Here is a 24,290-nt window from a genome sequence, read left to right as displayed (position 1 = left end):
AGGTTCACGGCCTTGCAGGCGGTGATCACGCCGGTGGCGATGGTGTCGCACTTCATGATGCCGCCGAAGATGTTGACCAGGATGGCCTTCACGTTCTTGTTCTTCAGCATGATCTTGAAGGCCTCGGTGACCTTCTCGGGGGTGGCGCCGCCGCCCACGTCCAGGAAGTTGGCCGGCTCGCCGCCGAACAGCTTGATGGTGTCCATGGTGGCCATGGCCAGGCCGGCACCGTTCACCAGACAGCCGATGTTGCCGTCCAGGCTGATGTAGGCCAGGTCGAACTTGGAGGCCTCGATTTCCGCGGGATCTTCCTCGTCGAGGTCGCGCAGGGCGACGATCTCGGGATGGCGGAACAGCGCGTTGGCGTCGAAGTTGAACTTGGCGTCCAGGGCGATGATGTTGCCCTTGCTGTCACGGTTGAGCGGGTTGATCTCGACCAGCGAGGCGTCCGTCTCCATGTAACAGGTGTAGAGCTTCTTGCAGACGTCGATGAACTGCGCTTCGGAGTCGGCGGGCAGCTGGATGCCCTTGGCCAGTTCCTTGGCCAGCTCGTCGGTCATGCCGGTGAGCGGGTCGACGAAGACCTTGACGATCTTCTCGGGCGTGCTGTGCGCCACTTCCTCGATGTCCATGCCGCCTTCGCTGGAGGCGATGAAGGCCACCTTCTGCGTGCCGCGGTCGGTCACGGCGGAGAGGTAGTACTCCTTCTGGATGTCGGCGCCGTCTTCGATGTACAGGCGGCGGACCTTCTGGCCTTCGGGGCCCGTCTGGTGCGTGACCAGCTGCATGCCGAGGATGTCGGTGGCGCGGGCCTTCACGTCCTCGATCGACTTGGCGACCTTCACGCCGCCGCCCTTGCCGCGGCCGCCGGCGTGGATCTGGGCCTTCACCACCCACACGGGGCCGCCCAGCTTCTGTGCGGCCTCGACCGCTTCTTGCACGGTGAACGCCGGAATGCCGCGCGGCACAGGCACGCCGAACTTGGCAAGGAGTTCCTTGCCTTGGTACTCGTGAATCTTCATGGAAAGAGTCTCTCGGAACGGAGGATGGGAGGTGCTGTTGTCCGCAGGCCACGCCAGCCGGCCGGCCGGGAGCGGCGGAGCAGCCCGCGAATGTATCATGGTGCGCCGCGTCATGGCGGCCTCGCGCCGTTGTGGCGATCACGTAGTCTTCCCACTGTCCATGGGGAGAACACCCCATCGAGGATCCCGCCATGACCCAGGTTTTCATCGACGGCGAGGCCGGCACCACCGGCCTCCAGATCCGCGAACGGCTCACCGGCATGCCCGGCATCGAGCTCGTTAGCATCGCCCCCGAACTGCGCAAGGACGCCGCCGCCAAGCGCGACCTGATGGCGGCTGTCGATCTGGTCATCCTCTGTCTGCACGACGATGCGGCCCGCGAATCCGTGGCGCTGATCGACGGCCTGGGCGGCCGCAAGCCCCGCATCATCGACGCCTCCACCGCGCACCGCGTGGCGCCGGGCTGGGTCTACGGCTTCCCTGAACTCACCGAGGGGCATGCCGCCAAGGTGAAGGCCGCCGAGCGCGTGGCCAACCCCGGCTGCTACGCCACCGGCGCCATCGCCATCGTGCGCCCGCTGGTCGATTCCGGCCTGCTGCCCAAGGACCATCCCATCGCGCTGCCCGCGGTCAGCGGCTATTCGGGCGGCGGCCGCACCATGATCGAGGCCTACGAGGCGGGCACCGCGCCGGCCTTCGAGACCTACGCGCTGGGCCTCAAGCACAAGCACATCCCTGAGATCATGGCCTGCACCGGCCTCACGGCGCGGCCGGTGTTCATCCCCTCGGTGGGCAACTTCCGCCAGGGCATGCTGGTCAATCTGCCGCTGCACCTGGACGCGCTGCCCGGCAAGCCCACGGCGGCCGACCTGCACGACGCGCTGGCCGCCCACTACGCGAAGAGCAACACGCCCGAGCAGTACGTGAAGGTGCTGCCGCCGACGGAAGACGGCAAGCTGGAGCCGCAGGCGCTGAACGACACCAACGACCTCGAGATCCGCGTCTTCCCCAACGAAGACCATCGGCATGCCGTCGTCATCGCCCGCCTGGACAACCTGGGCAAGGGCGCGAGCGGGGCGGCGGTGCAGAACATGCGGCTGATGCTGGGGGTCTGAGCCCCTCAGCGCAGCATCATCGCCATCGCCGAGCAGCAGTTGAGCATGCGCACCGCCGCCTCCATGGTGGGGGCGTCGAAGCGCAGCACGGTGCCGTCCACCCGTTCGAAGCTGGGCCACTGGCAGAACAGGTCGGCATGGGCCGGCGTCTGGGTGTGCAGTTCCACGTTCAGCGGCCCGGGCACGCGCAGCGGTGCGGGCCGGGCATCGGCGGCCGTCGCCACGGCGCGCGCCACGCCTTCGCGGATGGCCGCGCAGGCGGCCTCGGACGACAGCGAGACGCCGCTGTTCATGCCCGTCGCCTCCTTGGTCTGCACGAAGACCGTCCCGGGCAGCCGCGGTGTCGTCTCCGCGATGAAGGCATCGTCCCCGCTGGCCATGAGCACGGGCACGCCATACTCGCCCGCCAGCGCGCCGTAGAGCGTGGCCTCGCTCTGCCACTCGCCGTTGATCCGGATGCCGGCGAAGGCGCCGCTGTTGATGGTGTGGGCCAGGATGCCCGGCGCATGCGCGCGGGCGTGGTAACCCACCATGCACACGCCCGCGGTGCCGGGCCGTTCCGCGCCGGCGACCATGCTCAGATAGCGCGGCTTGCCCTGCACGATGCTGGCGCGCGGATCCAGCCTGGCCGCCGGCATGTTGCGAAAGCTGCCGTGCGAGTCGTTCACCACCACGGCTTCGGCTCCGCCGTCGAAGGCGCCGGCGATGGCGGCGTTGGCCTCGTCGGTCATCCAGAGCCGGGCGCGTTCGTACTCGCCGTTGCCGGGTCGTGTCTGCTCGGGATGGAAGACGCCCGCGACGCCTTCGATGTCGACGGAGATGAGGATGGTGTGGGTCATGGGTTCGGGCGCTTCGCGCAAGGAGTCGACCATCGTCCGATGCGGTGTCGGCAGGAGGAAAGGGCGGATGCGTGCCTCATGCCGAGACCGGCAGCAGCGAACGCGTGAACGCATCCGCCGGCCAGTCGGCCAGCAGTTCGCCCAGGCCGCGCCGCACATGGCCCGCGCGGCCGCGCAGCGTCGACGCATGCCACAGCGAGGACAGGATGGCCTGCTCCACGCTGTCGGCCGCGGCCTGGAAGAAAGAGTCGAGCCGCGCATCGTGCAGCAGCGCGACGGCCGGCATGGGTTGGGCGGCAAGCTGCGGCAGCGTGTAGGCGGTCGACAAGGCCAGCGCGATGTCCCCGCTGCCGTGGCCGAACACCGAGCCGGTACGCGCCAGGCCGGCTCCGGCGCGCAGGGCCAGGCGGCGCAACTGACGCGCGTCCAGTGGCGCGTCGGTGGCCAGCAGCATCAGGATGGAGCCGCGCTCCGGGCCTGTCGCCGGCGCCAGCGCGCCGGACTGCTGCAGCCAGGCGCCAAGCGGCCGGCCTGCCACCTGCAATTGCTCCGGCCGTCCCTGGTTGCTCAGCACCAGCGCGCCGACCGTCCAGCGCAGCGTGCCCGTCTCGTCGGCGATGCGCCGCGATGCGCTGCCGATGCCGCCCTTGAGCCCATGGCACGACATGCCGCGCCCCGCACCCACCGCGCCCTGCGCGAAGCCCGTAGTCGCGGCCTGCCAGGCGGCGAGGTAGTCGGCCTCACCCACGGCGAAGCGCTGCATGTCGCTCAGGAAGCCGTCGTTGCACTCCAGCACCAGCGGATTCAGCGAGGGCCAGCCCCTGCCGCATTCGGGATGGGCCGCGATGCACTGGCGCATCTGTGCCTCGGCCACGGCGGGGACGGCAAAGGTGTTGGTCAGGGCGATGGGCGACTCCAGCACGCCCAGTTCTTCCACCTGCATCAGCCCCAGGCTCTTGCCGAAGCCGTTGAGCACGGCCACGCCGGCCGGCACGCGCTGCAGGTAGGGGCTGCCGGCATGCGGACGCACGACCGTGACGCCGGTGTGCACCTCCTGCTCTGGATCGTCCAGTGTGGCATGGCCAACCATGACGCCGGCCACGTCGGTGATGGCATTGCGGGCACCCGCGGGCAGGGCGCCGATGTGCGGCAGCACCGGGCCGCGCGCCAGCTGGCCGGTGGCGCAGACGCGAGCGCCTTCGTTCGTGACCGGACGGAGGCTCACAGCCGGTCGATCTTCGGGTCCAGCGCGTCGCGCAGGCCGTCGCCCAGCATGTTGAAGGCCAGCACCGTGAAGAAGATGGCCAGCGACGGGAACAGCGCCACATGCGGCGCGTTGACCATGTCGGCCCGCGCCTCGTTGAGCATCGCGCCCCACTCGGGCGTGGGCGGCTGCGCACCCATGCCCAGGAAGGACAGGCTGGCCGCCGTGATGATCGACGTGCCCATGCGCATGGTGAAGTACACGACGATGGCCGACAGCGTCCCGGGCAGGATGTGGCGCAGCAGGATCGTCAGATCGCCCGCGCCGATGCTGCGCGTGGCCTCGATGTAGGTCAGGTTCTTCAGCGCCAGCGTGTTGCCGCGCACCAGCCGCGCGAAGGCCGGCACGCTGAACACCGACACCGCGACCACCACGTTGGTCATGCTGCTGCCCAGGATGGCCACCACCGCGATGGCCAGCAGGATGCCGGGGAAGGCGAACAGCACGTCGCACATGCGCATGATCAGCCGGTCCCACCAGCCGCCATAGAAGCCGGCCACCAGGCCGAGGGCGGTGCCCACCACCGCGCCCAGCGCGACGGAGACGAAGCCCGTGGCCAGCGAGATGCGCGCGCCCATCAGGATGCGGCTGAAGATGTCGCGACCCAGCGGATCGACGCCGAACCAGTGCGCGGCCGAGGGTGGCGTGTTGAGCCGGTCGTAGTCGAAGAAGTTCTCGGCATCGTAGGGCGAGATCCACGGCGCCAGCACGGCCACCACCACCAGCAGCACGATGAAGGCGAGGGCGGCCAGCGCCATCGGCTGGCGCTTGAACTTGCGCCAGAACTCGGACCAGGGCGAGCGCACCGCCAGCGGCGCGCCGCTGGCCGCGGCGGCCGCGGCCGAGGTGTCGGAGGCGGGAAGGGAGGACGAGGAGGACATGGTGCGATGCGAAGCCTGCGTGGGATCGGCAGTCCGGCTCACTTGCCGAAGCGGATGGCCGGGTTGATGAGGCCGTAGAGCACGTCCACCACCAGGTTGATGAGGATGAACTCCAGCGAGAACAGCAGCACCAGCGCCTGGATCACCGGGTAGTCGCGCATGTCCACGGCGTCCACCAGCAGGCGGCCCAGGCCGGGCCAGTTGAAGACGGCCTCCACCACGATGGAGCCGCCCAGCAGGAAGCCGAACTGCAGGCCCATCATGGTCACGACCGGGATCAGCGCATTGCGCAGACAGTGCTTGAACAGGATCCACGACTCGGGCACGCCCTTGGCGCGGGCGGTGCGCACGAAGTCCTCGCCGATCACCTCGATGAAGGAGGCGCGGGTGAATCGCGCCATCACGGCCGCCACGGCCGCGCCCAGCGTGAGCGAAGGCAGGATGTAGTGGCGCCACGAGTCGGCGCCCACGGTGGGCAGCCAGCCCAGCTGCACCGAGAACAGCTGCATCAGCAGCATGCCCAGCGCGAAGGCCGGAAAGGAGATGCCCGAGACGGCCAGGGCCATGCCCAGCCGGTCGGGCCATTGGTTGCGCCACACGGCCGAGGCGATGCCGATGGCCATGCCGAACAGCGTGGCCCACACCATGCTCGTGACCGTCAGCCAGAAGGTGGGCATGAAGCGTGCGCCGATCTCTTCCGACACCGGTCGCTTGGTGCGCAGCGAGGTGCCCAGGTCGCCATGCAGCAGGCGGTTGAAGAAGGCGACGAACTGCTGGGGCAGGGGCTTGTCCAGACCCAGGTCCTGGCGCACCAGTTCCACCGTTTCCGGGCTTGCGTCCACGCCCGCGGCCAGCCGCGCCGGATCGCCGGGCAACAGGTGCACGAACAGAAAGACCAGCACGGCCACGATCAGCAGCGTGGGAGCAAGGCCGAACAGGCGGCGGACGACGTAGTGGAGCATGGAGATACAGGTGGCTCAGGCAGGAAGCGCGGTACGGGCTCAGGCAGATGAAAGGCGCGGGTGGCGGCGGACCGCGCCGCGGCACTTGAAGCGCACTTTCAAAGATCAAGCGGCCGCGGAGCAGGCCCCGCCAGTGCACCCGCGGAACCGGCTTTGCCGGGCTGCCGGGTGCGCCCCTTGAGGGGTAGGCAGCTACACGAAGTGAGCAAGCAACGGGGAGGGCCTTGTGCTCAAGCAACGGGGGTGTTACTTGAGTTCCACTTCGTCGAAGTTGAAGCTGCCGTCCGGAATCACATAGAAGCCCGCCAGGTTGCGCGCACGCACCGACAGCAGCTGCTCGGTCACCAGGAAGGCCCAGGGTGCGTCCTTCCAGATGCGTTGCTGCGCATCGGCGTAGATCTTGGCCTTCTCGGTGTTGTCGGTGGTCACCAGCGCCTTCTGGATGTCCGCATCGACCTGCTCGTTCTTGTAGTAGGCCGTGTTGAACAGCTTGGGCGGGAAGGACTCCGAGGCCAGCAGCGGGCGCAGCGCCCAGTCGGCCTCGCCGGTCGAGGAGGACCAGCCCACGTAGTACATGCGCACCGGCGCGGTGGCCGGGTCCTGTGCGCTCTCCACGCGCTCCACGCGCTGGCCGGCCTCCAGCGCCTGCACCTGCACCTTGATGCCGACCTGCGCCAGCTGCTGCTGCACGAACTGGATCACCTTCTGCGCGGTGCTGTAGTTGTAGGCGCTCCACAGCGTGCTCTCGAAGCCGTTGGGGTAGCCCGCCTCCTTCAGCAGCTCGCGCGCCTTCTTCGGGTCATAGGGCCAGGGGCCGAGCTTGGTGTTGTACTGCACACCCTTGGGCAGCACGCCTTCGGCCGGGATCGCGTAGCCCGAGAACGCCACCTTGGCCAGGGCTTCCTTGTTGATCGCGTAGTTGATCGCCTCGCGCACCTTCGGGTTGTCGAAGGGCTTCTGCTGCACGTTCATCGAGATGTAGCGCTGGATGATCGACGGGGCGCTCGTCACCTCCAGGCTGGGCTTGGCCTGCAGCGTGGCAGCCGCTTCGGGCGGCATCGGGAAAGCGAAGTGCGCCTCGTTGGTCTGCATCATCGCGGCGCGGGTGTTGTTGTCCACCACCGGACGCCAGGTGATCGAGTCGATCTTGGGGTAACCCTTGCGCCAGTAGCCGTCGAACTTGGCGACCTTCAGGTAGTCGGTGGACTTCCACTCCACGAACTTGAACGGGCCCGTGCCCACCGGGTTCTGCGCGATGCCCTTGCTGCCGTACTTGGCCAGCGCGGCCGGCGAGATGATCACCGCCGAGGGATGGGCCAGCGAGTTGATGAAGGGCGAGAAGGCTTCCTTCAGGGTGAAGCGCACCGTGGTCGGGTCCACCGCCTCGGTCTTGGCGATGTTCTTGTACAGGTTGTAGCGCTTGAGCTTGTTGTCCGGGTTGGTCACGCGGTCGAAGGTGGCCTTCACCGCCTCGGCGTTGAAGTCGGTGCCGTCGTGGAACTTGATGCCGGTCTTGAGCTTGACCGTGTAGACCAGGCCGTCCTTGCTGACGGTGTAGCCGGTGGCCAGCACCGGCTGCATCTTCATGTCCTTGTCGAAGCCGAACAGGCCCTGGTAGAAGGACTTGGCCACCGCCTGCGACAGCGTGTCGTTGGCATCGTAGGGGTCGGTGGTGGTGAAGTTGGACTGCACGGCCACGACGATGTCCTTGGCGGCGTGGGCCGAGGCGGCGAAGCCCGCCAGCCCGGCCAGGGCCAGGGCGGCGGCGATGCGGTGGGGACGCTGTTGTTGCATGCGAAGCTCCTTCAGAAGACGAGGGGGACGGAAAAGGGAAAGGCGCACCGGGCGTCAGCCCTGCGGCGGCGCCACGAAATGATCGGGGCCGACCTGCACCAGCGGCGGCACGTCGGGCTCATGGCCGGCCGGGAAGATGGGGCTCGGGATCTCGCCCTGCAGCAGCGCCCGCGGCTGGTGGCGGCGCGACGGGTCGGCCACCGGCACCGCGCTCATCAGCTTGCGGGTGTAGGGATGCTGCGGGTTCTCGAACACCGCGCGGCGCGGGCCGATCTCCACGATGCGGCCCAGGTACATCACGGCCACACGGTGGGCGATGCGCTCCACCACCGCCATGTCGTGCGAGATGAAGAGGTAGGCCATGCCCATCTCGCGCTGCAGCTCGAGCATCAGGTTGACGATCTGCGCCTGGATCGACACGTCCAGCGCCGACACGGCCTCGTCCGCCACCACCACCTTGGGCTGCAGCGCCAGGGCCCGCGCGATGGCGATGCGCTGACGCTGGCCGCCGGAGAACTCGTGCGGATAGCGCTGCGCATGCTCGGGCGCCAGGCCCACGCGGGTGAGCAGCGCCTCCACGCGGGCGCGGGCCTCGTCGCGCGTGGCCAGGCCGTGCACCAGCAGCGGCTCCATGATCGAGAAGCCCACGGTCAGCCGCGGATCGAGCGAGGCATACGGGTCCTGGAAGATGAACTGGATGTCGCGCCGAAGCGCCTGCACCTCGGCCGGCTTGAGCGCCAGCACGTCGCGGCCGTCGAAGCGAATGCTGCCGCGCTGGCTCTCCACCAGGCGCAGCAGCGAGCGGCCGGTGGTGCTCTTGCCGCAACCCGATTCGCCCACCAGCGCCAGCGTCTCGCCGGCGCGCAGGTCGAAGCTCACCTTCTCCACCGCATGCACCTCGCGCGTCACGCGCTGCAGCCAGCCGCCGCGCAGCGCAAAGCGCGTGACCAGGTCGCGCACCTGCAGGAGGGGCTCGGCGTCGTGGCGCACGGTGTCGTGCTCGGGCCGGGGCGAAGCAGCCTCGTCCGCCGCATCCACGCGCAGCAGCTCGAAAGGCGCCGGCCGGTCGGTGCCCTGCATGGCGCCCAGCCGCGGCACGGCCGACAGCAGGGCGCGGGTGTAGGGATGGGCGGGCGCCGCGAAGAGCGGCGCCGCCGGGCCTTCCTCGACCTTGTCGCCGCGGTACATCACCAGCACGCGGTCGGCCACCTCGGCCACCACACCCATGTCGTGCGTGATGAAGACCACGCCCATCTGCATCTCGCGCTGCAGCTCGGCGATGAGCGCCAGGATCTGCGCCTGGATGGTCACGTCCAGCGCCGTGGTGGGCTCGTCGGCGATCAGCAACTGCGGCTTGCACGACAGCGCCATGGCGATCATCACGCGCTGGCGCATGCCGCCCGACAGCTGGTGCGGATAGCGGCGCAGCACCTCGCGCGCTTCGGGGATGCGCACCAGCTCCAGCATGCGCAGCGCCTCGGCGTGGGCGGCCGTCTGGCTCTTGCCCTGGTGGATGGCGATGGCCTCGGCGATCTGGTCCCCGGCGGTGAAGACGGGGTTGAGCGAGGTCATCGGCTCCTGGAAGATCATGGCGATGTCCGCACCGCGGATGCCGCGCATGGTGGCCTGCGACGCCTGGGCCAGGTCCAGCACCTCGCCATTGCGCCGGCGCAGGGCCATGCGCCCGTTCAGGATGTGGCCGCCGCCGTAGTCGACCAGCCGCATCAGCGCCAGCGAGGTGACGGACTTGCCCGAGCCCGACTCGCCCACGATGGCCAGCGTCTCGCCGCGGTCCACGTGGAAGCCCAGGTGCTTGACCGCATCGACGGTGCGCTCGCGCGTGGCGAAGCGCACGCTCAGGTCGTCGACCTGCAGCACGCGGCCTTCGGGAAGGGCGACGCCCGCGCGGGTGGCGGCGGGCGCCTCGGCAATGGCAGTGCTCATGGGGATTCAGCGGTGGATGGCGGTGACGGGCGCGTCGGCGCCGCGCACGTAGGCACGGTACATGCCCTCGGTGTTGAAGGGCAGGGCGAGGTTTCCATGACGGTCCACGGCGATCAGCCCGCCGGTGCCGCCCAGGGCAGGCAGGCTCTGGTGGACCACCGCGTCAGCCGCGTCGGCCAGCGACTGGCCGGCATAGCGCATGCGCGCGCAGACGTCGTAGGCGGCGGCGGTGCGGATGAACATCTCGCCACTGCCGGTGCAGGAGATCGCTGCATAGCGGTCGTCGGCATAGGTGCCGGCGCCGATCAGCGGCGAGTCGCCGATTCGGCCGACGCGCTTGTTGGTCATGCCACCGGTGGAGGTGGCGGCGGCCAGGTGGCCGTGCCGGTCGACGGCGACGGCGCCGACCGTGCCCATCTTGCGGTCCTCGTCCAGCGGCGTGCGCGGCTTCCCGGAAGCCTCGGCCACGGCTGAGGCGCCGTCGTGGTCCAGCACCACGCGGCCGGCGTCGCGCACGCGCGCCAGCTGCTCGCGCCGCATGGGCGTGGAGAAGTAGCTGGGGTCGACGAAGGCCAGCCCGCGCTCCTGCGCGAAGGCCTCGGCACCGGCGCCGGCCAGCAGCACATGGGCGCCGTCCTCCATCACGGCGCGCGCCGTGTGCACCGGATTGCGCAGCCGGCTCACGCCGGCGATGGCGCCCGCGCGCAGGTCGCGGCCGTCCATCACGGCGGCGTCCAGCTCGTGCGTGGCGGCATGCGTGAACACGGCGCCGTGGCCGGCGTTGAACAGCGGGCAGTCCTCCAGCATCTGCACGGCCAGGCAGACGGCGTCGAGCGCGCTGCCGCCGTCCAGCAGCAGCGCCTGGGCGGCGGTGGCGATGTCGTGCAGTGCCTGGTGGTAGCCGAGGGCGTCCTGGGCACTCAGGCTGGCGGTCGTGATGGTGCCGGCGCCGCCGTGCAGCGCGAGGGCGGGAAGGGTCATGCGGAAAGGTCCTTGGGGTCGACGCCGCGGCGGCCGGTGCGGGTGTTCCAGATCCACGGCGCGATGGCCTCGGCCGTGCCGCGAACGGCCTGCAGCGCTTCGCGGCTCTGCAGCGACAGGGCAATGATCAGCGCCTCGATCAGCGCCAGGGCGCTGCTCTCGCAGTTGGCACGGAAGCGGCTACGGGCCTGGGCGAAGAGAGCCACGTCGGCCAGCGGCGCCAGGGGCGATGCCGCATGGTCGGTAATGGCGAGCACCGGCGTGCCGCGGGCGCGCGCCTGTTCGGCCAGCGCGACCGTGTCGGCCAGGTAACGGGGAAAACTGATGGCCACCACCAGGTCCTGCGGCGTGCTGCGGGCCAGTGCGCGCGCGGCGTGGGTGGCACCCGCGGCACTGGCCAGCAGGCGCACGTCGCCGCAATGGGTTTCCAGCCCGTGCTGGAGCAGCCCACCCAGCCACGCGCTGGCGCCGTAGCCGGCGATGTAGATGGTGCGTGCCTCGCGCAGCAGCGCCACGGCGGCCTCGCAGGCCTGGGGCGTGAGTGCCTGGCGGGTGCCCTCGATGTTCTGGCGGCATTCCTCCAGCGCGCTGGCGAACGCGTCCGCCGCGCTGGCCGGGCCGGACTCGACCTGGCTGCGCAACTGTTCGACCGGCGCCAGCAGCGCCTCGAAGCCGTGCACCAGCTCGGCCCGGAAGGCCGGGTAGCCGTCGAAACCCAGCGCCCGCGCGAAGCGGTTGGCCGTGGCCACCGACACGCCCGCGCGCGCCGCCAGCTCGTCGATGGAGAGCGTGGCCACCTGCAGCGGCTGGGCCAGCACCACATCCGCCACCTGCCGATGCAGGCGCGACAGCTGCGGCCGCGCCTGCGCGATGCGCTGGGCGACGGAATGGGTGCCATGGGGCGCTGACGAGGCGGGGACAGAACGGGTGAGCACGGAAATGGGGCGGATTTGAAAGCGAATTTACACGCTTGGTGCATCCGAAGAAAACTTTTGATCGTTTTCGTGTGCCTGCAGCAAGCTTCGGACCAGCGGTTGCAGAGCCGGAGCACGCCGCTTGGGCTGCCAGCGTGCGGGTGCACTTCAGCGATCGTTGCGCTTTCCCCTCGCTGTGTGTCGTTGTTTGCCGATGTGTGGACGCCGGCTCCCTCGTTCATGGGAGCGCCCGCCCGCGTCACCAATTCTGGCGATGCCCCCTGCGGACCGAATCCCTACAAAGGCCGAGCCCGCCGGCGCGCCGCCTCCGCGGCCGCGCGCCATCACCAATCGTTCATTCAATGAGGAGCCGATCCATGGGTGTGTCCCTGTCCGAATTCCCTTCCTTTTCCCGCCGGCCCGTGTGGCTGGCCTCGACCGTCCTGGTCTGCGCGCTGTCCGCCTGCGGGGGTGGCGGCGGAGGCGGGGGTGGCTTCGCGCTGCTGCCCACCAGCTCGGGCAATGGCGCTGCGCCGGCCCCGGCCCCTGCGCCCGTCCCGGCCGCCACCGTCCTCACGGGTGTGGCGGCCACCGGCGCCCCCTTCGCGGGTGCCGTCGTCCGGGTGACCGATGCGGGCGGCCAAGTGGTCTGTTCGACCGAGACCCAGGCCCAGGGCGGCTACAGCTGCGTCCTGCCGGCGGGCACGCAGGCGCCGCTGCTGGTGCGCGTCTCGCGCGACGACGAGGTGCTCTACAGCGCGGCGGTGAAGGTCGAAGGCACGGCCAACGTCACGCCGCTGACCACGGTCGTGGTCTCGCGCCTGGCGCCCGACGGCAACCCGGACAGCCTGACGGCCAGTCCCGCGCCGATCACCGCCGAGGCCCTGGCCCTCCAGGTCGCCCAGCTCAACGCGGCGCTGCAGCCCGTGCTGGCCGCACTGGGCGTGAGCGCCGCCAATCCGCTGACCGACACGCTGGTGGCCGATGGCACCGGTCAGGACAAGCTGCTGGACGCGCTCAGCGTCAGCAGCCGTGCCGACGGCACGGCGGCGAACATCGAGATCACGGTCAAGACGGCCGATGGCGTGCCGGTGGCGATCAGCTTCCGCAGCAGCGACACGGCGATTCCTGCGCTGCCCGCCAACGTGCAGGTGGCGCAGCTGCCGTCGCCCGATGTGGTGGCCGCGCTGATGCAGCGCATCACGGCCTGCTATGCCCTGCCGCTGACCCAGCGCGTGGGCACTGCCTCCAGCGACAGCGGGGCGGCCGTGGGCGGGGCGGCCGACGTGGTGGCGCCGGCCTGCCGGCAGCTGTTCCTGAGCGACGACCCGGCCACCTATTACCAGAGCGGCCAGCGCGTGGGCCGCAACGCGAACAACAACGGCGCCTGGGCCAGCCTGTTCCGCAGCGGCGCCACCGGCATGACCTTCGGTCGGGGCAACGTGGCCTTCGTGCGGGGCAATGGCGATCTGGTGCTGAGCTACCGCTGGGAAGACGCCCAGGGCAACAGCGATTTCGACACGCTGGCGGTCCGCCAGGTGGATGGCGCGCTCAAGCTGGTGGGCAACGGCTACGACTACGCGGCCAGCGTCACGCCCTACGCGCAGCACCGCGACCTGCTCAATTCGCCGGCCTACAGCTCCTACGGCACGGGCTACGACATCAACATCAACAACCGCACCGACGGCAGCGGCAATCCCGTCTTCAGCCGGGTCGAGGTGCTCACGCCCAGCGGCAAGACGCTCACCTATGTGCCGCAGGCGGGGCTGTCCTTCCTGGTGATCCAGCGCGGCGACGGCACGCCGACCGGCACCTCGGTGCTGCGCGTGCGCGGCGAGTACGGCTCCAGCACGACGGCCGGCAATCCTGCCGACCGCGAGGCGAGCCTTTATTTCGTCGATCCGCAGGCCAGCGAGGACGACATCCGCGCCTATGGCAACCAGGGTCGCTGGACGATGACCTTCTTCCATGCCGACACCAGCAAGCCCTCGGTGGAGCAGAGCTACCGCACCCTGTCGCGTGCCCTGACCATCGGCGAGTTGCGCCAGCTGCCGATGCCTTCGCTGCCCGACAGCAGCCGCGCGGAGCTGGTCGCCGAGACGGCCGCGACCGGCTACGTCCTGTTCGGCGCGCCCTCGCAGAACGAGCGCAACGTGGTGGACATCAGTGCCACCGGCGGCACCGATGGCTGGATCGTGCCTGCCGGCGCGCTGGCGCCGACCTCGATCACCGTCTACGGCTATGCGCCCTTCGGCAGCACCGTCGCCGGCCAGCAGGGCAACCGCTTCAACGACAGTGCCACGGTGCGAAGCACTCAGCGCACGGTGGTGATCGGCTGCTCGTCCCAGTCGGTCGGCGACAAGCACTGCGATGCGGGCGATCCCACGCAATATGCGCAGGGCACCACCATCAACAGCCTGCAGTTCTACGCGCGCAACGCGCGGCAGGTGGGTGTGAGCAAGCTGATTGGGCTTTACAAGCTGCAGTGAGGCGGGTTGCCCGCCGAGCGGGCGGCGGGGCGCGCCGGTCTGGCGGCGCGTCCGCGTCCCGATGCGCGGCGCCGAGGCAGCCGCCGTGCCGGGGCTTCAGCGCCCGTCGGCCTCGTCCTCGTCGGGCGGTGCGCGCATGGCGCGCGCCGCCACCTCCGCCGAGAAGCCCCGCGCCATCAGGAAGCGCATCTGCCGGCCCCGCTCGCGGGCGTCGGCCGGGGGCGCGCCGAAGCGCCGCAGCCACAGGGCGCGGGCGCGTTCGGGCTCGGATTCCTTCAGCCCGGCCAGCGCGTGGGCGGCGGCCTCGGCGTCCACTCCCTTGGCGGCGAGTTCCTGGCGCAGGCGGCTGGCGCCCAGCCGCCCGGCGCGCTGGTGCAGCAGCGAATCGATCACCCGCTGCTCGTCGATGAAGCCGCGCGCCTGCAGTTCGTCAAGCACCCGGGCCAGCTCGCCCGGCTCGGCCTCGTGCGCGGCCAGCTTGCGCTCCAGTTCCAGCCGTGAATGCTCGCGGCGACTGAGCAGCTGCAGGGCGCGGCCCTTGAGTGACAGCACGGGCCGCCGGCGCGCAGGCGCAGCCTCCGCGTCGGCCGCGCCGTCCGTGGCCGGTGTCCGCGGGCCACGGGCCTGGCGCAGGCCGGCGGTGCGGTCGGGCGGCGTGTCGTCCTGCGGGGCGCGCCCGTCCGGGGCGCGGGGGCGCCCGGACGCCCTCCACATGCCGGCTTACTCCGCGTCGGGCGCGTCCACCACGCCGTCGGTGGGCAGGAGGCTGATGCCCAGGCTCTCGCGCACCTTGTTCTCGATCTCCACGGCCAGGGCCGGGTTCTCGCGCAGGAACTCGCGGGCGTTGTCGCGGCCCTGGCCGATCTTCTCGCCGTTGTAGGCATACCAGGCGCCCGACTTCTCGACGATGCGCGCCGTGACGCCCATGTCGATGATCTCGCCCTCGCGGCTGATGCCTTCGCCGAACAGGATGTCGAACTCGGCCGTCTTGAAGGGCGGGCTCACCTTGTTCTTGACCACCTTGACCTTGGTCTCGTTGCCGATGGCCTCGTCGCCCTTCTTGATGGTGCCGGTGCGGCGGATGTCCAGGCGCACCGAGGCGTAGAACTTCAGCGCATTGCCGCCGGTGGTGGTCTCGGGGCTGCCGAACATCACGCCGATCTTCATGCGGATCTGGTTGATGAAGATGACCATGCAGTTGGTCTTCTTGATCGTGGCGGTCAGCTTGCGCAGCGCCTGGCTCATCAGGCGGGCCTGCAGGCCGGGGAGGCTGTCGCCCATCTCGCCCTCGATTTCGGCCTTGGGCGTGAGTGCGGCCACCGAGTCGACCACGATCAGGTCCACGGCGCCCGAGCGCACCAGGCTGTCGACGATTTCGAGCGCCTGCTCGCCCGTGTCGGGCTGGCTGATCAGCAGGTCCGACACGGTCACGCCCAGCTTCTGGGCATATTGGATGTCCAGCGCATGCTCCGCATCCACGAAAGCGCACTGGCCGCCCTGCTTCTGCATCTCGGCGATGACCTGCAGCGTGAGCGTGGTCTTGCCGGACGATTCCGGGCCGTAGATCTCGATCACGCGGCCGCGGGGCAGGCCGCCGACACCCAGCGCGATGTCCAGGCCCAGCGAGCCGGTGGAGACGACCTGGATGTCCTCGATCTTCTCGCCCTCGCCCAGGCGCATGATGGTGCCCTTGCCGAACTGCTTCTCGATCTGGGCCAGTGCGGCCTGCAGGGCCTTGGCCTTTTCGCTGTTGGCGGCCTTGACGGGTGCGTCCATGGGTGACTCCTTGAGGTGTGTGGATGGGTGCCTGTCTTGAACTACAGGCTGGATGCTTGAACAGTAGTGTAGGGGCGGGTATTTTTCTGCCAAGCCATTTTTTCGTCAGTTTGGCTTACTATCGATCATGGACCTTCCAGAGCGAACGGACGACGACTGGCGCCAGACCCACCTGGGCCGCCTGCTGGGCCATGCCATGCGGCGCTTCGACGCGCGCGTCTACGAGCTGATGGCCCATGACGTGGACGTGCCGCTGGCGCTGTCCAACCTGGCGGCACGCCAGCAGGTGACGGCGGCGCACATCCACATCACCCGCCACCTGGCGCGCGGCGGCTCCCGGCTGGGCGAGCTGGCCGAGTCGGCCGGCATGACCAAGCAGGCCATGGGCGCGCTGGTGGACCAGTGCGAGGCCTGGGGCCTGGTGCGGCGCGAGGCCGATCCGCTGGACGCGCGGGCCCGGCGGATCGTCTTCACCGCCGACGGCCTGGCCTGGCTGGAAGCCTTCCGCCGCTGCGTCGCGCGGGCCGAGGCCGAGTTCCGCGCCAGCGTGGGCGAGGAGGTCGCGACCGTGGTTGCCCTGGGGCTCGAAGCGTATTGCGGCTCCTAGAATCCGCCACCCTCCAGAGAGCCCCCATGCGCATCCTCATCGCCGAAGACGACCAGGTGCTTGCCGATGCCCTGCTGCGCAGCCTGCGCACCTCGGGCGCGGCCGTCGACCATGTGGCCACCGGCCCGCAGGCCGATGCGGCGCTCATGACCAACAACGAGTTCGACCTGCTGATCCTCGACCTCGGCCTGCCCAAGCTGCACGGGCTGGAGGTGCTCAAGCGCCTGCGCGCACGCGGCTCGCAGGTGCCGGTGCTGGTGCTCACCGCCGCCGATTCGGTGGAGGAACGCGTCAAGGGCCTGGACCATGGCGCCGACGACTACATGGCCAAGCCCTTCTCGCTGCAGGAGCTGGAGGCGCGGGTGCGCGCCCTCACGCGCCGCGGCATGGGCGCCACCAGCAACGCCATCAGGCACGGGCCGCTGGTCTACGACCAGGCCGGCCGGGTGGCCACCATCGACGGCAAGATGGTCGAGCTGTCGGCACGCGAACTCGGCCTGCTGGAGGTGCTGCTGCAGCGCGCCGGCCGCCTGGTCAGCAAGGACCAGCTGGTGGAGCACCTGTGCGAATGGGGCGAGGAGGTGAGCTTCAACGCCATCGAGGTCTACGTGCACCGGCTGCGCAAGAAGATCGAGAAGGGTCCGATCCGCATCGCCACCGTGCGCGGCCTGGGCTATTGCCTGGAAAAGATCGACGGCTGATGCGGGCTGCACCGACAGGCGTCCGCCGCCTGCGTCGCATGCCGTCGACCACCGCGCCGCCCGCGGCCCGACCGGCGGGAACGCCATCCTTCGACACCCCGGCATGAAGCTCTTCCAGCGCGCCCAGAACTCCCTCTTCGGCGAGATCCTCGATTCGCTGCTGGCGCCGGCCATCGTGCTCATCCTGCTGAGCATCGGCCTGACCTGGCTGGTGGCGCAGGGCATCGCCAACGCGCCCTACGACCGGGCCCTGGCCCACGGCGTGCGGCTGATCGCCGCCGAAGCCGCGCGCGCCGCCGCCCAGGGCCGCGCGCCCGACGTGCCGCCCCTGGTCACCGAGGTGCTGCGCGGCAGCGAGGACGATCGCGTCTGGTTCCAGGTGCTGGATGCCCAGGGCCGGCGGCTGGCCGGCACCGGGGGGCTGCCCGGGCCGCACCTGGCCCAGACGCCCGTGCCCGGCGTGGTCTACATCGACGACGGCCAGATGCAGGGCCGCGAGGTGCGCATCGCCCACCTGTGGGTGCGTCCGGGCAATGCGGGCCTGGCCCCCACCGGCCGCATCGCGCTGGCCACCGAAGGGGCGTCGGACCTGCCGGAGACCATCACCGAACCCGAGGACGCGGACGGTGCCGGCCTGCTGCTGGTGCAACTGGCCGAGACCCGCGCGCGCCAGGCCGCGCATGCGCGCGAGATCATCACCGGCGTGCTGCTGCCGCAGTTCGCGCTGGTGCCGCTGGGCGTGATGCTGCTGTGGATCGCGCTGGCCCGCGGCATCAAGCCGCTGTCGGTGGTGGAAGACCGCATCCGCGACCGCCAGCCCGACGACCTGCGGCCCATCGACGCCACCGCCATCCCGCTGGAGGTGGCGCCCCTGGTGTCCTCGCTCAACGAGCTGCTGACCAAGCTGCGCGACTCCATCGGCACGCAGAAGCGCTTCCTGGCCGATGCGGCCCACCAGCTCAAGACGCCTTTGGCGGGGTTGCGCATGCAGGCCGACCTGGCCCAGCGCGAGGGCGCCAACGCCGACGAGCTCAAGCAGTCGCTCAAGCAGATCGGCCGCGCCAGCATGCGCGCCACACACACCGTCAACCAGCTGCTGGCGCTGGCGCGGGCCGAGGGCGGTGCCGGCGTGCTGGCGCGCCAGCCCTGCGATCTGGCGCGGCTGACCATCGACGCCGTGCGCGAGCTGCTGCCGCGCGCCATGGACAAGTCCCTGGACCTGGGCTACGACGGCGCCCAGCCCGGCGCGGCCGGCGTGACGCTGCCGGGCAACCCCACCCTGCTGCGCGAGCTGATCCGCAACCTGCTGGACAACGCCATCAACTACACGAGCTCCACGCCGGCGCGCCCCGGCGTGATCACGGCGCGCGTGCTGGCCGACCCTTTCGGCCATGTGTTGCTGCTTCAGGTGGAGGACAACGGCCCCGGCATCCCCGAGGCCGAGCGCGAGCTGGTGTTCGAGCCGTTCTACCGCGTGCTGGGCAACGAGGCCGATGGCTCGGGCCTGGGCCTGCCGATCGTGCGCGAGATCGCCGGCCAGCACCGGGCGCAGGTGCTCCTGCAGGAGGCGCATCCGGGGCAGCATCCGCCGGGCACGCGCTTCACCGTGCGCTTCGACACAGAGCCCCCGGAGGGCTGACACAGGGCCGCTCAGCGGGCCGGTGAGGAGCTGGCGGGTTCGGGTGCCGGGGCCGCCGGCGCGTCGGCCGGCGCGGGTCGCACCTCCAGCAGCTCGGGCCGGATCTGCGTGTTGAGGCGCTGCGGTTCGCGCTCGTGAAGGCTGGCGGGCACCAGGCCAAAGCCTGCCAGGTCGCCGCGGGCCCACAGGAAGTAGCCGGCGTTGGCCAGCAGCAGGACAAGGACGATCAGGCGCAGGACCATGGGCCGCTCAGAAGGCCTGGCCCAAGGGCCGCACGCTGACCTCGGCGCTATCGACCAGCCGCAGGCCGGCAGTGGTGGCGATGCGCAGCTCGCCGCCCGGCGCCACGCCTTCGCAATGGCCGGCGGTGCCGTCGCTCAGGTGCACGTCGCGGCCCAGCAGGGCGTCGCGCGCCGCAAAGCGCGGCGCGACGGGCGCAAACCCCTCGTCGGCGAAGCGCAGCACCTCGGCGAGCAGCGCCGGTGCCACGGCCAGCAGCACGCTGGCCGGCTCGGCCTGTGACGCCCACTGGCGCACCCAGGCCGGCGGCGTGCGCATGGCGTCGGCGGGCCGCGGGCCGATGTTGATGCCGATGCCAATGACCACCTGTCGCGGTCCCGCCGCGGCATGGCCGGTGGACGCGGTCTCGATCAGGATGCCGGCCAGCTTGCGGTCCTGCACCCACAGGTCGTTGGGCCACTTGATCTGTACGCCGGCCGTGCCGAGCGGATCGAGCGACTCGGCGGCGCTCACGCCCACGGCCAGCGACAGGCCCGACCAGCTGCGCGGCGTCAGCGGCAGGGACAGCGAGAAGGTGAGCGAGGCGGCAGGCGCCTGCGGCTCACCGCTTTCCCATTGCCGGCCCAGGCGCCCGCGGCCAGCCGTCTGGCGCTCGGCCACCAGCAGCACGGCGCGGGTGTCGCCGGCACGGGCGCGGCGCATGAGCTCGGTGTTGGTGGAGGCTATCTCGTCCACCACCTCGACGCTCAGGCTGGGTAGCTGCGCGGCCAGGGCCTGCTGCAGCGCGTCGACGGGCCAGACCGATGCCATGGCGGCCATCAGGCCTTGTCCTTCGCCTTCTTCTTGCGGGCCTTGCCGTCGGCATCCGCCTTCTTGGTGGCCTTCTTGCCCGACTTCGCCGTCTTTGCGGACTTTTCGGCCTTGACGGCCTTTTTGCCGGACTTGGCCTTCTTCGCCTTCTTGTCCTTCTTCCTGGCGCCCTTGCCGGGCACGGCCTCGGCGTCATCCGGCGGTGCCAGCAGCGTGCCGCGGCAGTCGGGCGAGCCGCACCAGCAGGGGAAGTCGGCCAGCAGCTCGGGCGTGTACGGCGAGTCGATCACCAGGCCATAGTCGTAGTTGAGCTCTTCGCCCGCCGCGATATCGCGCAGGGCGCGGATGAACACCCGGCCGTCCTCGACCTCGGTCTCGCAGTTGGGCCCGCAGGAGTGGTTGATCCACTTGGCCGAGTTGCCGTGCACCTTGCCATCGATCACATGCTTGTCATCGATGTGGAAGTAGAAGGTGTGGTTGGGCTGGGCCGGATCGTGCGGATGGCGCCGCAGCGCCTCCTTCCAGCTGATGACCTCGCCGGTGTACTCGATCACCAGCTCGCCGGCGGCGATGTCCTGCGTCGCGAACACCCCCTTGCCATGCACGCCGGAGCGCCGTGTCTGGATGCGGCGGCCGGCAGTGGGTGCGGGCGAAGAAGGGGATTTGGAGGGCATCGCCGAGTTCTGATAGCTTGAGATGTGCACATGTGCGCGCATGCGCACGTGCGCGAGAGGCGCAGAGTATAGAGAGCCGTCCGGCGCGTCGCCGGCCACCGCCGTCCATCGTGGGCGCCGGTGTTTTGTCCCCGAAGGTGCCGGTCCGTCCGGGCCCCTGGCGGCTCTTGCCCATGAGAGATTTCCAGATGACGAAGACCTTGGTGATAGCGGAAAAGCCGTCGGTGGCGCAGGACATCGTGCGCGCGCTCACGCCCGTGTCCGGCAAGTTCGACAAGCACGACGAGCATTTCGAGAACGACAACTACGTCGTGACCAGCGCCGTGGGCCACCTGGTGGAAATCCAGGCCCCCGAGCAGTACGACGTCAAGCGCGGCAAGTGGAGCTTCGCCCACCTGCCGGTGATCCCGCCGCACTTCGACCTCAAGCCCGTGGACAAGACCAAGGGCCGTCTCAACGCCGTGGTGCGCCTCGCGCGCCGCAAGGACGTGACGCAGCTGGTCAACGCCTGCGACGCGGGCCGCGAGGGCGAGCTGATCTTCCGGCTGATCGAGCAGTACGCCGGCGGCGCCAAGCCGCTGGGCAAGCCGATCCGCCGGCTCTGGCTGCAGTCGATGACGCCGCAGGCCATCCGCGACGGCTTCGACCGCCTGCGCTCCGAGCGCGAGATGCAGGGTCTGGCCGACGCCGCCCGCTCGCGCTCCGAGGCCGACTGGCTGGTGGGCATCAACGGCACGCGGGCCATGACGGCCTTCAACTCGCGCGACGGCGGCTTCTTCCTGACCACCGTGGGCCGGGTGCAGACGCCCACGCTGTCCATCGTGGTCGAGCGCGAGGAACAGATCCGCAAGTTCGTCAGCCGCGACTACTGGGAGATCCATGCCGTCTTCCAGGCGCAGGCCGGCCAGTACCCGGGCAAGTACTTCGACCCGGCCTGGAAGAAGGCCAACGCGCCGCTGCTTCCCAATGGTGAGCCCGACCCCGAGCAGCGCGCCGACCGCCTGTGGACCGCGGCCGAGGCCCGCGCCATCGCCGAGGCCGTGCGCGGCCGGCCTGCCACCGTCACCGAAGAGAGCAAGCCCACCACCCAGGCCAGCCCGCTGCTGTTCGACCTGACCTCGCTGCAGCGGGAGGCCAACAGCCGCTTCGGCTTCTCGGCCAAGACCACGCTGGCGCTGGCCCAGTCGCTGTACGAGCGGCACAAGGCGCTGACCTATCCGCGGACCGACTCGCGCGCCCTGCCCGAGGACTACCTGCCCGTGGTGAAGGACACCCTGGGCATGCTCGCCAACAGCGGCATGCGTCACCTGGCGCCCTTCGCGCAGCAGGCCATCGACCAGAACTACGTCAAGCCGACCAAGCGCGTGTTCGACAACGCCAAGGTGTCGGACCACTTCGCCATCATTCCCACGCTGCAGGCGCCCAGCGGCCTGTCGGAGGCTGAGCAGAAGCTCTACGACTTCGTGGTGCGGCGCTTTCTGTCGGTGTTCTTCCCCAGCGCCGAATTCCAGGTCACGACCCGCATCAGCACGGTGGAGGCCGCGGGCAGGAAGCACAGCTTCCGCTCCGACGGCAAGGTGCTGGTCAAGCCGGGATGGCTGGCCATCTACGGCAAGGAAGCCGCCACGGACGACGATGACAAGGACGGCAAGACGCTGGTGCCGGTCAAGCCCGGCGAGCAGGTCGACACCGAGAGCGCCGAGGTCAAGGCCCTCAAGACCCGCCCGCCCGCCCGCTACAGCGAAGCCACGCTGCTGGGCGCCATGGAAGGCGCCGGCAAGCTGGTGGACGACGACGAGCTGCGCGAGGCCATGCAGGAGAAGGGCCTGGGCACGCCGGCCACCCGCGCCGCCATCATCGAAGGCCTGCTCAACGAAAAGTACATGCTGCGCGAGGGCCGCGAGCTGATCCCCACCGCCAAGGCCTTCCAGCTGACGACGCTGCTGCGCGGCCTGGGCGTCGAAGAGCTTTCCAAGCCGGAGCTCACCGGCGAGTGGGAATACAAGCTCGCGCAGATGGAGCAGGGCCACCTGAGCCGCGACGAGTTCATGCGCGAGATCGCCCGCATGACCGAGCACATCGTGCGCAAGGCCAAGGAATACGACCGCGACACTGTGCCCGGCGACTACGCCACGCTGTCGGCACCCTGCCCCAACTGCGGTGGCATCGTGCGCGAGAACTACCGGCGCTTCGCCTGCACCGGCAAGTCGGGCAGCGGGCAGGACGCCTGCGGCTTCTCCTTCACCAAGTCGCCCGCCGGCCGCACCTTCGAACTGGCCGAGGCCGAGCAGTTGGTGGCCAACAAGCACATCGGCCCGCTGGAAGGCTTCCGCTCCAAGGCCGGCTGGCCTTTCGTGGCCGAGATCGTGCTCAAGCACAGCGACGAGGACAACAACTGGAAGCTGGAGTTCGACTTCGGCGACGACGGCAAGGACCCGGCCGAGACCGGCGAGATCATCGACTTCGGCGCCGCGCCTTCGCTGGGCCCTTGCCCCAAGTGCGGTGCGGGTGTGCACGAGCTGGGCGCCAACTATGTGTGCGAGCGCTCGGTGCCCACGGCCGACCATCCCACGCCCAGCTGCGACTTCAAGACCGGCAAGGTGATCCTGCAGCAGCCGGTGGAAGAGGAGCAGATGCGCAAGCTGCTGGCCACCGGCAAGACGGACCTGCTCGACAAGTTCGTGAGCATGCGCACGCGCCGGTCGTTCAAGGCCTTCCTGGCCTGGAATGCGGAAGAGGGCAAGGTCACGTTCGAGTTCGAGCCGCGCACCTCCAAGTTCCCGCCGCGCAAGACGGCTTCGGCCGCGCCGGCCCGCGCGCCGGCTACCAAAAAGGCGGCTGCAAAGAGTGCGACAAAGACCGCGGCCAAGGCGCCGGCCGCCAAGAAGGCGGCTGCCCCCAAGGCCCCGCGCAAGACCAGCGCCGCCGCGGGCCGTCAGCCCAGTGCGGCGCTCGCGGCGGTGATCGGTCCGGAGCCGGTGGCCCGGCCCGAGGTCATCAAGAAGCTGTGGGACTACATCAAGGCCAACGGCCTGCAGGACGCCAAGGACAAGCGCGCCATCAACGCCGACGACAAGCTGCGTCCGCTGTTCGGTCGCGACCAGGTGTCGATGTTCGATCTGGCCGGGATCGTGGGGAAGAACCTGGAAGGCTGAGGTTGGAGAGTTCCGGGCCCTTGTCCCGGTCTGTCCGGGGCGGGTTCTCGACGGCGTACGTCATGAGCTTTGGACCGCGGTTCGTGGTTCGTGCATCGTGGCGTGGCGCGATGTGGCGTGGCGTGCGTGGCAGGGCGGGGTGCGCGGGTGGGATGGGCGCTAACCCGGCGGAGGACGCCGGCATGCGCGCTCCCGGTGCACGCTCGCGCTGACCGACTTGTTGCGCTGGGAGGGTGCTCGCTTTCCACCGACGCGCCTGCCGCACTGCACGGCGCCGCGAATGGCACCTCCGCACGCACACCGGCATCCTCCGCCTGGACGCTGTGCCTGAACGGCCGGGATTGCGCCCCCGCCGCAAATCCGTTCGCCCTGAGCCTGTCGAAGGGCAGAGCGGCGCGCGGCGCAAAGGCCCAGTCGTTCTGGCCCGCGTCATCACAACCCTGACACGCGAGGCTTCGACAGGCTTGTATGGTTTGGTTTCCA

20 protein-coding genes are annotated in these 24,290 nt (G+C 70.0%); 6 read left to right on the top strand and 14 right to left on the bottom strand.

Features of this window, described 5'->3' with window-relative positions:
* Nucleotides 1–1,022 (bottom strand): ADP-forming succinate--CoA ligase subunit beta (gene sucC / locus KBC94_RS28640; RefSeq protein WP_294378871.1); only part of this gene is annotated, 1,022 nt, incomplete at its 3' end.
* A gap of 191 nt (nucleotides 1,023–1,213) precedes the next feature.
* Here sucC and argC point away from each other — a divergent pair.
* Nucleotides 1,214–2,137, top strand: a complete 924-nt coding sequence (argC, locus tag KBC94_RS28635) for an N-acetyl-gamma-glutamyl-phosphate reductase (RefSeq protein WP_294378868.1) — start codon at nucleotides 1,214–1,216, stop codon at nucleotides 2,135–2,137.
* 5 nt (nucleotides 2,138–2,142) lie between these two features.
* Here the strand turns inward: argC and KBC94_RS28630 are convergent, their stop codons facing one another.
* The 8 genes from KBC94_RS28630 to KBC94_RS28595 all read right to left on the bottom strand — a co-directional run bounded on the left by KBC94_RS28630 (nucleotide 2,143) and on the right by KBC94_RS28595 (nucleotide 11,737).
* A complete protein-coding gene (locus KBC94_RS28630; protein ID WP_294378866.1) occupies nucleotides 2,143–2,976 on the bottom strand; it encodes a M55 family metallopeptidase in 834 nt (277 codons plus the stop codon).
* A gap of 76 nt (nucleotides 2,977–3,052) precedes the next feature.
* Entirely contained in the window at nucleotides 3,053–4,129 is a 1,077-nt protein-coding gene (locus KBC94_RS28625) for a P1 family peptidase (protein WP_294378874.1), read from the bottom strand.
* A 68-nt stretch (nucleotides 4,130–4,197) separates the two neighbouring features.
* Entirely contained in the window at nucleotides 4,198–5,121 is a 924-nt protein-coding gene (gene gsiD / locus KBC94_RS28620; protein ID WP_294378864.1) for a glutathione ABC transporter permease GsiD, read from the bottom strand.
* 38 nt (nucleotides 5,122–5,159) lie between these two features.
* Entirely contained in the window at nucleotides 5,160–6,083 is a 924-nt protein-coding gene (gsiC, locus tag KBC94_RS28615) for a glutathione ABC transporter permease GsiC (protein ID WP_114801611.1), read from the bottom strand.
* 246 nt (nucleotides 6,084–6,329) lie between these two features.
* Nucleotides 6,330–7,877, bottom strand: a complete 1,548-nt coding sequence (gene gsiB / locus KBC94_RS28610) for a glutathione ABC transporter substrate-binding protein GsiB (RefSeq protein WP_294378862.1) — start codon at nucleotides 7,875–7,877, stop codon at nucleotides 6,330–6,332.
* Nucleotides 7,878–7,931: 54 nt separating this feature from the next.
* Nucleotides 7,932–9,821, bottom strand: a complete 1,890-nt coding sequence (locus tag KBC94_RS28605; protein ID WP_294378860.1) for a dipeptide ABC transporter ATP-binding protein — start codon at nucleotides 9,819–9,821, stop codon at nucleotides 7,932–7,934.
* Nucleotides 9,822–9,827: 6 nt separating this feature from the next.
* Nucleotides 9,828–10,802 (bottom strand): isoaspartyl peptidase/L-asparaginase family protein, encoded by a 975-nt coding sequence (locus KBC94_RS28600; protein ID WP_294378858.1) that lies wholly within the window; start codon nucleotides 10,800–10,802, stop codon nucleotides 9,828–9,830.
* Complete coding sequence (locus tag KBC94_RS28595) at nucleotides 10,799–11,737, bottom strand: MurR/RpiR family transcriptional regulator (protein ID WP_294378856.1); 939 nt, start codon at nucleotides 11,735–11,737, stop codon at nucleotides 10,799–10,801. The genes KBC94_RS28600 and KBC94_RS28595 overlap by 4 nt, the downstream gene beginning before the upstream one ends.
* 356 nt (nucleotides 11,738–12,093) lie before the next feature.
* On the opposite strand from KBC94_RS28595, the gene KBC94_RS28590 reads away from it, so the two are divergent.
* The gene (locus KBC94_RS28590; protein WP_294378854.1) at nucleotides 12,094–14,205 is read left to right on the top strand and encodes a carboxypeptidase regulatory-like domain-containing protein; all 2,112 of its coding nucleotides are present in this window, start codon (nucleotides 12,094–12,096) and stop codon (nucleotides 14,203–14,205) included.
* Between the two features lie 96 nt (nucleotides 14,206–14,301).
* On the opposite strand, the gene recX is transcribed toward KBC94_RS28590, so the two are convergent.
* Nucleotides 14,302–14,757 (bottom strand): recombination regulator RecX, encoded by a 456-nt coding sequence (recX, locus tag KBC94_RS28585; protein WP_294378873.1) that lies wholly within the window; start codon nucleotides 14,755–14,757, stop codon nucleotides 14,302–14,304.
* Nucleotides 14,758–14,925: 168 nt separating this feature from the next.
* Nucleotides 14,926–15,981, bottom strand: coding sequence for a recombinase RecA (gene recA, locus KBC94_RS28580; RefSeq protein ID WP_294378852.1), 1,056 nt, complete (start codon nucleotides 15,979–15,981; stop codon nucleotides 14,926–14,928).
* Between the two features lie 127 nt (nucleotides 15,982–16,108).
* On the opposite strand from recA, the gene KBC94_RS28575 reads away from it, so the two are divergent.
* The 3 genes from KBC94_RS28575 to KBC94_RS28565 all read left to right on the top strand — a co-directional run bounded on the left by KBC94_RS28575 (nucleotide 16,109) and on the right by KBC94_RS28565 (nucleotide 18,928).
* Nucleotides 16,109–16,588, top strand: a complete 480-nt coding sequence (locus KBC94_RS28575; protein ID WP_294378850.1) for a MarR family winged helix-turn-helix transcriptional regulator — start codon at nucleotides 16,109–16,111, stop codon at nucleotides 16,586–16,588.
* Between the two features lie 26 nt (nucleotides 16,589–16,614).
* The gene (locus tag KBC94_RS28570; protein WP_076507056.1) at nucleotides 16,615–17,289 is read left to right on the top strand and encodes a response regulator transcription factor; all 675 of its coding nucleotides are present in this window, start codon (nucleotides 16,615–16,617) and stop codon (nucleotides 17,287–17,289) included.
* A 103-nt stretch (nucleotides 17,290–17,392) separates the two neighbouring features.
* Complete coding sequence (locus tag KBC94_RS28565) at nucleotides 17,393–18,928, top strand: sensor histidine kinase (protein WP_294378846.1); 1,536 nt, start codon at nucleotides 17,393–17,395, stop codon at nucleotides 18,926–18,928.
* An 11-nt stretch (nucleotides 18,929–18,939) separates the two neighbouring features.
* Here KBC94_RS28565 and KBC94_RS28560 read toward each other — a convergent pair whose 3' ends face one another.
* From KBC94_RS28560 to KBC94_RS28550, 3 genes are read right to left on the bottom strand one after another with little or no spacing between them, the layout of a single operon-like run.
* The gene (locus KBC94_RS28560; RefSeq protein ID WP_294378844.1) at nucleotides 18,940–19,170 is read right to left on the bottom strand and encodes a sporulation protein; all 231 of its coding nucleotides are present in this window, start codon (nucleotides 19,168–19,170) and stop codon (nucleotides 18,940–18,942) included.
* A gap of 7 nt (nucleotides 19,171–19,177) precedes the next feature.
* A complete protein-coding gene (locus KBC94_RS28555) occupies nucleotides 19,178–19,987 on the bottom strand; it encodes a biotin--[acetyl-CoA-carboxylase] ligase (RefSeq protein WP_294378842.1) in 810 nt (269 codons plus the stop codon).
* Nucleotides 19,987–20,652 (bottom strand): SET domain-containing protein-lysine N-methyltransferase, encoded by a 666-nt coding sequence (locus tag KBC94_RS28550; RefSeq protein WP_294378840.1) that lies wholly within the window; start codon nucleotides 20,650–20,652, stop codon nucleotides 19,987–19,989. Before KBC94_RS28550 ends, KBC94_RS28555 begins: the two co-directional genes overlap by 1 nt.
* Before the next feature lie 188 nt (nucleotides 20,653–20,840).
* Here KBC94_RS28550 and KBC94_RS28545 point away from each other — a divergent pair, with 188 nt between their 5' ends.
* Nucleotides 20,841–23,807, top strand: a complete 2,967-nt coding sequence (locus KBC94_RS28545) for a DNA topoisomerase III (protein ID WP_294378838.1) — start codon at nucleotides 20,841–20,843, stop codon at nucleotides 23,805–23,807.
* The last annotated feature ends 483 nt before the right edge of the window (nucleotides 23,808–24,290 follow it).

The sequence above is a fragment of the Pseudacidovorax sp. genome (genome assembly GCF_017991995.1).
Classification (GTDB): domain Bacteria; phylum Pseudomonadota; class Gammaproteobacteria; order Burkholderiales; family Burkholderiaceae_C; genus Xenophilus.
This window is presented reverse-complemented; position numbering and strand designations above follow the sequence as displayed.